The following is a 9,913-nucleotide window of genomic DNA, read 5'->3' as shown; positions in this document are numbered from 1 at the left end:
GCGTTCGCCCGGGTGGACGCCTCCGCGCAGGCCGCGTCGACCCACGCGAACACCGTCGCCGAGAACGCCCGGCTGCTCAAGGCCGCCGCCGGCCGGCTGGACGGCATCATCGGCGAGATGCGCGGCACCGTGACCGCGGTCAAGGACTTCGACGAGCAGAAACGCAAACAGCAGCAGGAGACCGGCGCCGACCGCATCCAGCTTGCCCAGAACGCGCCCAAGGCCGACGAACGCCAGCGGGACAAGGCGATCCGCGTCCTGGACGGCATCGCCAAGGAGCACCCGGTCAGCGTTGCCGCGGTCGCCAGACGTCCGGTCGCGGCGGCGATGGACATCCTCAGGGGGATCGGCATGCGGACCGGGGCCGGGGGGCTGAGTGAGAGCCTGGGCAACTGGATGGCCGGCAGCCTGCAGGCGGGGGAGATCGGCGACCACTACGACCGGGACGTCCGCGACATTCTGGTGAAGGAGCCGACCGACGCGAACCTGCGGGAGCTGGCCCAGCGGGAGACCGAGTTCTGGAACTCCAACCGAGGCAGCACCGTCGGCGCGCTGATGACCGAGGACATGCGGTACAACACCCTGATCAACGCCAGGAACCAGTGGTTGCTGGAGTTCTCGCCGACCGAACGGGGCGAGATCATGAACCGGCTCGGCCTGCGGTAGCGGGTTCGGCGCCGAGGGCGGCGATCAGGTCGGGGACGCGGCCGATGAGTTGGGCGAGCGAGATCGGATTCAGGTAGTCGCGGTAGTGCACGATCTCGCCGGCGCGCACCCGGATGATGCCGAGGGCGCGCAGCTCGTACGGCGCGTTGGTCACGTGCGACCTGCCGCGGTGCACGATCTCGGTGACCACCACCTCGGGGTCGTCGGTCTGGTAGACCTCGGAGGTCACCTGCTCCAGGTCGAACATGCCGCGCAGTTCCTTGCGGGCCGCGAAGAACTCGCGGATGCTCGCGCGTCCGGCCACTGTGGACCGGTACCCGGGCACGAAGAATGGGTACTCCAGCACGCCGTCCTCGGCGAACAGGTCGGCGAACTCGATGCCGTCGCCGCCTTCGACCATGCGGTGCACCAGCTCGGCGACCTCCCGGGGTGTGCGGGACATGGCGGCCTCCTATAATCGGAACGATGGACCCGGTTAATCCCGACGATACGGAACGCGCGCCCCGGTTGTCAACGCGGCCGCTGCGGGCCGATGCCCAGCGCAACCGCGCCCGGGTACTGGCCGCCGCCCAGGATGCGTTCGCCGCCGACGGGCTGGCCGTGCCGCTGGACGAGATCGCCCGGCGGGCCGGCGTCGGCGCGGGCACCGTCTACCGGCACTTCCCCACCAAGGAGGCGCTGTTCGAGGCGGTCATCCTGGACCGGCTGACCAGGATGGTGCGCTATGCGCAGTCGCTGGCCGAGGCCGACGAACCCGGTCCGGCCTTCTTCGAGATGCTGCACCGGCTGGTCACCGGGGCCAGCGGGTCCAGGGACCTGGCCGATGCGCTCGCCGGCTCGGACCTCGCGTCCGCCGGACAGATCACGGCCGCCAAGCGGGAGCTGACCCAGGCCGGCGAGGTCCTGTTGCGCCGGGCTCAGACCGCCGGGGCGGCGCGCGGCGACATCGACATCGACGACCTGATGGCGCTGGTCACCGGCGCCACCATGGCGTTGCGGCAGCCCGGCGAAGCCAGCCGGCGGGACGCGGTGTACGCGGTGCTGCGCGACGGCCTGCGCCCGCCAGGCCGATCGGGTTGACGTCGAACGAGCCCAGGTCGCGGGCGATGATCTCGGCCAGTCGCGCCAGCTCCGGCATGATCCCCTCCTTCGAACGTCCTATCAGGAGGAACCGCGTCCGGCGGGCGGGATACAAGGTCTGCCCGAAGGTGCAGCCGGGTCAGCTCGGGGTGGGCAGGTGCTCGAGCGCCTCCGCCAGCTCGGCGGCGGGCAGCTCCCGGTCCACCATCTCGCCGGCCAGGTAGCTGGCGTAGGCGGGCAGGTCGAGGTGCGCGTGCCCGCACAGCGCCGTGAGGATCACCTTCTCCTCGCCGGTCTCCTTGCAGCGCAACGCCTCCCGGATGCACTCGGCCAGCGCGTGGGTCGGCTCGGGCGCCGGCAGGATGCCCTCCGCACGGGCGAACCGGACCCCGGCGGCGAAGCACTCGTTCTGCGGGATGGCCACCGCGTCGACCAGCCCGAGCTCGACGATGTGCGACAGCAGCGGGGACATCCCGTGGTAGCGCAGGCCGCCGGCGTGGATCGGGTCCGGGACGAAGCCGTGGCCCAGCGTGTGCATCTTGAGCAGCGGGGTCAGGCCGGCGGTGTCGCCGAAGTCGTAGGCGTACACGCCGCGGGTCAACGACGGGCAGGCCGCCGGCTCGACGGCCCGGATCACCGGCGTGATCCGGCCGGCCAGCTTCTCCCGCAGGAACGGGAACACCAGGCCGCCGAAGTTCGACCCGCCGCCGGTGCAGCCGACGATCAGGTCCGGGCGGTCCCCGGCCAGCTCGAACTGCCGGACCGCCTCCTCGCCGATCACCGTCTGGTGCATCAGCACGTGGTTGAGCACGCTGCCGAGGGCGTAGCGGGCGGTCGGGTCGCCCGCGGCCATCTCGACCGCCTCGCTGATCGCGATGCCCAGACTGCCGGTCGAGTCCGGATTCTCGGCCAGCACCGCCCGGCCGGCCCGGGTGCGGTCGGACGGGCTCGGATGGACGGTGGCGCCGTACGTCTCCATCATGATCTTGCGGTACGGCTTCTGTTCGTAGGAGGCGCGCACCTGCCACACCTCGCAGTCCAGGCCGAACCCGGCGCAGGCGAACGCGAGCGCGCTGCCCCACTGGCCGGCACCGGTCTCGGTGGTCAGCCGGGCGACGCCCTCCGCCGCGTTGTAGAACGCCTGCGGCACCGCGGTGTTCGGCTTGTGCGAGCCGACCGGGCTGACGCCCTCGTACTTGTAGTAGATCCGAGCCGGGGTGCCGAGCGCCCGCTCCAGCCGGTGCGCGCGGAACAGCGGCGACGGGCGCCACAGCCGGTACACGTCGAGCACCTCGCCCGGGATGTCGATGTACCGGTCGGTGCTCACCTCCTGGGCGATCAGCGCCTGGGGGAACAGCGGGGCGAGGTCGTCCGGGCCGACCGGCTGCCCGGTGCCCGGGTGCAGCGGCGGCGGGGGCGGTGCCGGCAGATCGGGCACGATGTTGTACCAGGTGGTCGGCAGCTCCGACTCGTCGAGCAGGTACTTGGTTCGCATCCGGCCACAGTAGGTCCGGTCACGGCAGATCCGCGAGTACCAGTCCGCTTCTCGGCTTCGGGGTGAAGAACGTGCTCTTGCGCGGCATCCGCCCGCCCCGCTCGTACACCGCGAGCACGTCGGCCAGCGGCACCGGCGCCATCCGCAGCACCGCGTCGGCGTCCGTGGGCGGCTCCCGACCCTCCGGCAGCGCGCGGATGTTGGGTCCCTCCGGATCCAACCCGAGCGCCTTGTCCAGCAACAGGTTCTCCACCACCGCATGGTCGACGTCGCCGGTCCTCGGCAGGTCGACCACCAACGTCGCATCCGGACAGTCCACGACGACCCGCCCCCGTGCCGGCGGGCCATCGCCCGCCCGCACCGTCACCCCGACCCGCCGCCAGGCAGCGGTCAGCGCCGTCGCGTCCAGCCCGGTCCCCACCACCACCCGGTGAAACGCCCCGATCCGCAACCGCGGCCCGGCCGTGACCAACCCGAGCAGGCTGCCCAACCCGGCCGCCCGCGCCGCCGCCACCCGATGGTTCCCGTCCGCCACCAGCAACTCCCCCGCCCCCAACTCGATCCCGCCCTTGATCACCCACACCCGGTGCCGCCGGCCCCCCGAGTCCACCGTGGACACCGCCGGCTCCCCCGCCGACCGGATCAACTCGCGCAGGGTCGCCGTCACCCGCTCGCCCTCCCGCACCGGCACCAACATCGCCGCACTCGTCAGACACCCCAACCCGGAGATCACGGCGGCCCGCTCCCGCACCACCGCCGGATACACGTCCTCCCCGTGCACCACCCCGTCCAGGCCCACCATGCCCAGCACCCCGACCACCGACCCGTCCGGCCCATCCACCGCGTACGGCGCCACGAAGTCGTCCACCCGCCGGTAAGCCGTGCCCTTCAACACGGTCAACGCCCGCCGCGCCCCCGGCAACGCGCCCGCCAGGTCACCCCCGGCCACCCGATGCGGATGCTGCACCCCCAACAACCCCCGCCGCGCCCCGGGATCCCGCGCAAGCACCTCCCCCACCCGCTCCGGCTCGGCGAACTCGTCGACGTCCGGCCCTGGCACCTCCCCGCGAACCACCCACCCCCGCCGAACCGCCGCGACCCCGCTCACGGGTCAGAGGCCGACGGTGGAGTAGAGGGAGCCGATTTCGGGGCGGGTGAGGGGGCGCAGGGTGCCGGCGCGTTGGTCGCCGAGGTGGACGTCGCCGACGCGGGTGCGGACCAGGCGTTGGACGGGGTGGCCGACTTCGGCGAGCAGGCGGCGGACGATGTGCTTGCGGCCTTCGTGCAGGACGACCTCGACGAGGGTCTTGCCGGGCAGGGAGTCGACGACGCGGAAGGAGTCGACGGTGACGAGGCCGTCGTCGAGGGTGACGCCGTCGCGGAGGGTGCGGCCGAGGTTGCGGGGGACGCGGCCGGCGACCTCGGCGAGGTAGGTCTTCAGGACGCGGTAGGACGGGTGCATGAGTCGGTGGGCGAGGTCGCCGTCATTGGTGAGGAGCAACAGGCCTTCGGTTTCGGCGTCCAGGCGGCCGACGTGGAACAGGCGGTCGCGACGGCCGCGGAGGTAGTCGCCGACGCACGGGCGGCCGCGTTCGTCGGCCATCGTGGTGTGCACGCCGCGGGGTTTGTTCAGCGCCAGGTGGATCAGGTCGTCGCGGACGACGATGCGGACGCCGTCGACGTGGATCACGGCGGTGAGCGGGTCGACACGCCGGCCGAACTCGGTGACCACCTCGCCGTCGACGCTGACCCGGCCCTCGGCGATCAGTTCCTCGGCCGCCCGGCGTGAGCCGACGCCGGCCTTGGCCAGCACCTTCTGCAACCGGATGCCGGGCGGTTGCGGATCACGCGGTTCAGACATCGTCGATCGAGTCCACTTCGGGCAGCAGCGGGGCGATCGGGGGCAGCTCGTCCAAAGAGGACAATCCGATCCGCTCGAGGAACAACTCGGTGGTGCGATAGAGAATCCCGCCGGTGTCCCGGTCGGTGCCGGTCTCCTCGATCAGCCCGCGGGCCAGCAGGGTGCGGATCACGCCGTCGACGTTCACCCCGCGCACCGCGGCCACCCGGGCCCGGGTCACCGGCTGCCGGTAGGCGATCACCGCGAGCGTCTCCAGCGCGGCCCTGGTCAGCCGGGACCGCTGCCCGTCGAGCAGCAGCTTCTCCACGAACGGCGCGAACCGGTCCCGGGTGTAGAACCGCCAACCGCCGCCGACCTGCCGCAGGTCGATCCCGCGCCCCTGCTCGGTGTACCCGTCGGACATCCGCCGCAGCGTCGAGTGCACCCGGTCCAGCGGCGCGCCCACCACGGTGGCCAACAGGTCCTCCTCGGCCGGCGAGTCCACCACCAGCAGCAACGACTCGAGCGCGGCCTCCAGGTCGGCGTCCTCGGCCAGCTCCGGCACCTCGCCGTCGGCCATCGGAACCTCGGCGGCCATTTCCTCCGGTTCCGGAGACTCCGCAGACTCCTCCGGCTCCGCAGACTCCGAACGCTCCTCCGGCTCCGCAGGCTGCTCCGTCGACACCGCAGGCTCCGCCGACACTTCCTCCGGCGCGCTCACCCGTACTCCTCTTCTTCTTCCTCGTCACCACCGGACCGCTCCGCGGCCGCCGTCGCGTCGGCGACGGTGCCGCCGGTCCAGTGCACGTGCAACTCGCCGAGCGCGTCGGGCTGCTGGAACGCCACGACCGACTCCTTGTACAGATCGAGCAGGGCCAGGAAGCGGGCGACCACCTCCACCGTATGGGTGCAGTCGGCGATCAGCTCGGCGAACGTGGCCCGCCCGGTCGAGGCCAGCCGCACCCGCAGCAGCCCGGCCTGCTCCCGCACCGACACCCTGGACATGTGCAGGTGGTCGATCGAGATCGTCGGCGGCGGCTTCGGCCGGAACACGGCGGCGGCGATCTCGGCGAACCGGTTGGCGTCCACGCCAAGCATGACCTCGGGCAGCAGTGCGGAGAACCGGTCCTCCAGCGCCACCGAGCGCGGGTAGCGGCGCAGCGCCCCGGCCTCCAGCTCACCGAACAGCGCCGCCACCTGCTTGTACGCCCGGTACTGCAGCAGCCGCGCGAACAGCAGGTCGCGCGCCTCGAGCAGGGCCAGGTCCTCCTCGTCCTCGACGTCGCCGGAGGGCAGCAGCCGAGCCGCCTTCAGGTCCAGCAGGGTGGCCGCGACCACCAGGAACTCGGTGGTCTCGTCGAGGTTCCAGTCGTCGCCGAGCGAGCGGATGTGCGCGATGAAGTCGTCGGTCACCCGGTGCAGGGCCACCTCGGTGACGTCCAGCTGGTGCTGTGAGATCAGCTGCAGCAGCAGGTCGAACGGCCCCTCGAAGTTGGCGAGCTTGACCGTGAACCGGTTGCTCTCCGGCGGCGGTGCGACGTCATGGGGCGAGGGGGCCACAACCGCCACTATGAAGCATCCTGCCGCAGCCGCCGCACGAGCATCGAGTTCTCGCCGTTCTCCTCAAGGTCGGCGAGCATGATCGCGACCGCCTCGCGGACCACCCGGCCGCGGTCGACGGCGACGCCGTGCGCGGCGCGCAGGGCCAGCCGGGAGTGCTCGAGCGCGATCAGCTCCTCGTCGGAGACGTACACGGTGATCTTGGAGGTGTGCTTCTGGCGCGGCGAGCCGCGCCGCGCCTGCCCCGGTCTGGCCCGGTGCGAGCTGGGCGCCTGGCCGGCGTCGAACCAGTCGGCGGCCGGCGGCTCGGACCGGCCGGTCGACCGGAACAGCTCGGCGGCGCCCGGTAGCGAGGTTCTCCGGGTCACCTGGCGAACACTTCCTGGGTGACCACTTCCCGGGCGATCACTTCCCGGGCGAGCTGGCGGTACGCCTTCGCCCCGGCCGACCGGGGTGCCCACTTGGTGATCGGCTCGCCGGCCACCGTGGTCTCCGGGAACCGCACCGTCCGGTTGATCACGGTGTCGAACACGGTGTCGCCGAACGCCTCGACCACCCTGGCCATGACCTCGCGGTTGTGCACGGTGCGCGGGTCGAACATGGTGGCCAGGATGCCGGTGATGTCCAGCTTGGGGTTGAGCCGCTCGCGCACCTTCTCGATCGTGTCGATCAGCAGCGCCACCCCGCGCAGGCTGAAGAACTCGCACTCCAGCGGGATGAGCACGCCGTCGGCGGCGGCCAGCGCGTTCACCGTGAGCAGGCCCAGCGAGGGCTGGCAGTCGATCAGCACGTAGTCGTAGTCGGGGATCACCGGGCGCAGCGTGCGGACCAGGGTGTGCTCCCGGCCGACCTCGGCCACCAGCTGCACCTCGGCCGCGGACAGGTCGATGTTGCTCGGCAGCAGGTGCATGTTCTCCACACAGGTGGGGATCACCACGTCGTGCACGTCGGCGGACCGCTCGATGAGCACGTTGTAGATCGTCTGCTCGAGCTGGTGCGCCGGGATGCCGAGGCCGACCGACAGCGCGCCCTGCGGGTCGAAGTCGACGATCAGCACCCGCCGGCCGAACTCGGTCAGCGCGGCGCCGAGGTTGATGGTGGACGTGGTCTTGCCGACGCCGCCCTTCTGGTTGCACAGGGCCAGCACCTTGGCCGGGCCGTGCCCGTTGAGCAGCGGCGGCTCGGGGATGTGCCGGCGTGGGCGACCGGTCTGGCCGTGGCCGTTGGTGCTGACGTCGTCGAGCGCTTCGTCGTCGTCGGAGGCGGCGCGCGGCGAAAGGCTCAGCTCACGTTCGGAGGGCTGAAATGTCGACATGGCGACCTGGCTCCTTGTCGTCCCGACAATCTCGGCCGCATCCTAAGCGCGGGTGCACCGGCTCCCGGCGAGGCTCGCCGGTACGTGACTCTGCAATAGTGGCGCCATGTCCGACCTGGTCACGGGCGAAGCCGTACCGCTGGACCTGCGGCTCGCGAGGTTGGCCAGTCGCGGTGTCGCCCTGCTCATCGACGTGTCGCTGCAGCTCGCGGTGCTGTTGGTGATCGGCGCGTTCGGGGTCAACTCGGATCTGGACACGGCGCTGCTGGCCGCGATCGGCGTGCTGATCCTGGTCACGGTCATGGTCGGCTATCCGGTGACGTTCGAGACCCTGTCCCGGGGCCGCTCGCTCGGCAAGATGGCGCTGGGCCTGCGGGTGGTGCGCGAGGACGGCGGGCCGGTCCGGTTCCGCCAGGCCCTGGTCCGCGGGCTGGCCGGGTTCTTCGTCGACTTCTGGGTGCTCGGCCTGTTCGGCACGGTGGCCGTGGTGGTGTCCGGCATCTCCGCGAAGGGCAAGCGGGTCGGCGACTACCTGGCCGGAACCGTCGTGGTGCAGGAGCGCATTCCGGTCCAGGCGGTACCGCCGGTGGCCATGCCGCCGCAGCTCGCCGGCTGGGCCGCCGGCCTCGACGTCGCCGCGCTGCCCAACGATCTGGCCCTGGCCGTGCGGCAGTACCTCGGCCGCTACCACCAGCTGCATCCCGGCGCCCGCGACGCGCTCGGTGCCCGGCTGGCCGAACAGGTGAGCGGTCATGTCGGCGCGCCGCTGCCGGCGGACGGCTCGGCACCGGCCTATCTGGCCGCCGTGCTCGCCGAGCGGCGGGCCCGGGAACAGGCCCGGCTGTGGGCGCCGCCGCCGGTGCCCCCGGCCCCTTCCCCGCCGGCCGGACCCGGCGGCCAGCACGGTGACACCCCCTTCGCGCCACCGGGTTGACCTGGCAGGATTGGCGGACTCGACAGCGACTGGAGCGGACCCCCCGATGACCGACGGACCCGACTGGGCAAGACCGGACCCACAGCCCACCCCACCGCCGAACATGCCCCCGCCGCCGCCCGGCTGGGCCGCCGAGGTGGCCAAGCCGGGCGTGATCCCGCTGCGTCCGTTGGGCGTCGGCGAGATCCTGGACGGCGCGATCACCACCATGCGCCGGCACCCCAAGCTGACCCTGGGCATCGCCGCGGTCGTCGTGCTGGTCAGCGAGCTGATCACGCTCGCCCTCACGCTGCCGTGGCTGGACGACGTCAACCGGGCTGTGGACCAGAGCACGCCGCCCGACGTGGCCGCCGACGTCCTGGTCAAGTCGCTCGGGGTCACCGGCATCGCCGTGCTGGTCACCCTGATCGCCCAGGTCTTCCTGTCCGGCTTCCTGACCGTGGTGGTCGGCAAGGCGGTGCTCGGCCGGCCCACGTCGTTCCGTGAGGAATGGGCCCGGGTGCGGCCGCGGCTGCCGGCGCTGTTGGTGATGACCCTGATCTACATCGGGGTGGCGGTCGGGGCGGTGCTGATCGCCGCGCTGATCGCCGCGGCGGTGCCGCCGCTCGCCCCGGTGGTGGCGATCGGGTTGATCGTCGTCGGCATCTGGCTGCTCATCCTGTTCTCGCTGTCCACGCCGGCGCTGATGCTGGAGAACGCCACGATCGGCCGCGCGTTCGGCCGGTCCCGGCGCCTGGTCCGGGGATCGTGGTGGCGGATCTTCGGGATCACGCTGCTCACCTGGCTGATCTCGGTCATCGTCGCGTTGATCATCACGCTGCCGTTCCAGCTCATCGGCGGCGCCTACAACGAGGCGACCGCGACCAGCACGACGGCGATCATCCTCGGCACGATCGGCGGGATCATCGCCGGCACGATCACCGACCCGTTCGCGGCCGGGGTGACCGTGCTGCTCTACACCGACCAGCGGATGCGCCGCGAGGGCATGGACATCGAACTGGCTCGGGCAGCCCAGCAGTGATC

At 71.9% G+C, this 9,913-nt stretch carries 12 protein-coding genes; 4 read left to right on the top strand and 8 right to left on the bottom strand.

Annotated features, from left to right (window positions below; translation table 11 throughout):
* The coding region (locus tag VFV67_RS36060) for a hypothetical protein (protein ID WP_326475213.1) at positions 1 to 666 on the top strand (666 nt) is incomplete at its 5' end.
* On the opposite strand, the gene VFV67_RS36055 is transcribed toward VFV67_RS36060, so the two are convergent.
* Entirely contained in the window at positions 641 to 1,108 is a 468-nt protein-coding gene (locus VFV67_RS36055; protein ID WP_326475212.1) for a nuclear transport factor 2 family protein, read from the bottom strand. The genes VFV67_RS36060 and VFV67_RS36055 overlap by 26 nt on opposite strands.
* A 23-nt stretch (positions 1,109 to 1,131) precedes the next feature.
* Between VFV67_RS36055 and VFV67_RS36050 the strand changes: the two genes are divergently transcribed.
* Positions 1,132 to 1,746 (top strand): helix-turn-helix domain-containing protein, encoded by a 615-nt coding sequence (locus tag VFV67_RS36050; RefSeq protein WP_326475211.1) that lies wholly within the window; start codon positions 1,132 to 1,134, stop codon positions 1,744 to 1,746.
* Positions 1,747 to 1,885: 139 nt separating this feature from the next.
* Here VFV67_RS36050 and VFV67_RS36045 read toward each other — a convergent pair whose 3' ends face one another.
* Genes VFV67_RS36045 through VFV67_RS36015 form a run of 7 tightly spaced genes read right to left on the bottom strand, consistent with a single transcriptional unit; the run spans position 1,886 to position 7,956 of the window.
* Positions 1,886 to 3,241, bottom strand: a complete 1,356-nt coding sequence (locus VFV67_RS36045; RefSeq protein WP_326475210.1) for a TrpB-like pyridoxal phosphate-dependent enzyme — start codon at positions 3,239 to 3,241, stop codon at positions 1,886 to 1,888.
* Positions 3,242 to 3,260: 19 nt separating this feature from the next.
* The gene (locus tag VFV67_RS36040) at positions 3,261 to 4,301 is read right to left on the bottom strand and encodes a DUF1015 family protein (RefSeq protein ID WP_326475209.1); all 1,041 of its coding nucleotides are present in this window, start codon (positions 4,299 to 4,301) and stop codon (positions 3,261 to 3,263) included.
* Between the two features lie 51 nt (positions 4,302 to 4,352).
* Positions 4,353 to 5,102 carry a pseudouridine synthase gene (locus VFV67_RS36035; RefSeq protein WP_326475208.1) on the bottom strand — a complete coding sequence of 250 codons (750 nt, stop codon included), beginning with the start codon at positions 5,100 to 5,102 and terminating at the stop codon, positions 4,353 to 4,355.
* Entirely contained in the window at positions 5,095 to 5,802 is a 708-nt protein-coding gene (gene scpB / locus VFV67_RS36030) for an SMC-Scp complex subunit ScpB (RefSeq protein WP_326475207.1), read from the bottom strand. The genes VFV67_RS36035 and scpB overlap by 8 nt, the downstream gene beginning before the upstream one ends.
* Positions 5,799 to 6,641 carry a segregation/condensation protein A gene (locus tag VFV67_RS36025; RefSeq protein ID WP_326475206.1) on the bottom strand — a complete coding sequence of 281 codons (843 nt, stop codon included), beginning with the start codon at positions 6,639 to 6,641 and terminating at the stop codon, positions 5,799 to 5,801. Before VFV67_RS36025 ends, scpB begins: the two co-directional genes overlap by 4 nt.
* Before the next feature lie 8 nt (positions 6,642 to 6,649).
* Complete coding sequence (locus VFV67_RS36020) at positions 6,650 to 7,009, bottom strand: hypothetical protein (protein WP_326475205.1); 360 nt, start codon at positions 7,007 to 7,009, stop codon at positions 6,650 to 6,652.
* Positions 7,006 to 7,956, bottom strand: coding sequence for a ParA family protein (locus tag VFV67_RS36015; RefSeq protein ID WP_326475204.1), 951 nt, complete (start codon positions 7,954 to 7,956; stop codon positions 7,006 to 7,008). Before VFV67_RS36015 ends, VFV67_RS36020 begins: the two co-directional genes overlap by 4 nt.
* Positions 7,957 to 8,062: 106 nt before the next feature.
* Between VFV67_RS36015 and VFV67_RS36010 the strand changes: the two genes are divergently transcribed.
* Complete coding sequence (locus VFV67_RS36010) at positions 8,063 to 8,890, top strand: RDD family protein (RefSeq protein ID WP_326475203.1); 828 nt, start codon at positions 8,063 to 8,065, stop codon at positions 8,888 to 8,890.
* Between the two features lie 46 nt (positions 8,891 to 8,936).
* Positions 8,937 to 9,911 carry a hypothetical protein gene (locus tag VFV67_RS36005; RefSeq protein ID WP_326475202.1) on the top strand — a complete coding sequence of 325 codons (975 nt, stop codon included), beginning with the start codon at positions 8,937 to 8,939 and terminating at the stop codon, positions 9,909 to 9,911.
* Positions 9,912 to 9,913 lie beyond the last annotated feature (2 nt).

Source organism: Actinophytocola sp. (assembly GCF_035762905.1).
Lineage (GTDB): Bacteria > Actinomycetota > Actinomycetes > Mycobacteriales > Pseudonocardiaceae > DASYTH01.
The sequence above is the reverse complement of the archived record's forward strand: the minus strand, read 5'-3'. Positions and strand labels throughout refer to the sequence as shown.

What these genes read in the sequence shown, in the direction of transcription:
- VFV67_RS36055 (WP_326475212.1), bottom strand. Translation starts at nt 1,108, where the DNA reads ATGTCCCGCACACCCCGGGAGGTCGCCGAGCTGGTGCACCGCATGGTC.
- VFV67_RS36050 (WP_326475211.1), top strand. Translation starts at nt 1,132, where the DNA reads ATGGACCCGGTTAATCCCGACGATACGGAACGCGCGCCCCGGTTGTCA.
- VFV67_RS36045 (WP_326475210.1), bottom strand. Translation starts at nt 3,241, where the DNA reads ATGCGAACCAAGTACCTGCTCGACGAGTCGGAGCTGCCGACCACCTGG.
- VFV67_RS36035 (WP_326475208.1), bottom strand. Translation starts at nt 5,102, where the DNA reads ATGTCTGAACCGCGTGATCCGCAACCGCCCGGCATCCGGTTGCAGAAG.
- VFV67_RS36015 (WP_326475204.1), bottom strand. Translation starts at nt 7,956, where the DNA reads ATGTCGACATTTCAGCCCTCCGAACGTGAGCTGAGCCTTTCGCCGCGC.
- VFV67_RS36010 (WP_326475203.1), top strand. Translation starts at nt 8,063, where the DNA reads ATGTCCGACCTGGTCACGGGCGAAGCCGTACCGCTGGACCTGCGGCTC.
- VFV67_RS36005 (WP_326475202.1), top strand. Translation starts at nt 8,937, where the DNA reads ATGACCGACGGACCCGACTGGGCAAGACCGGACCCACAGCCCACCCCA.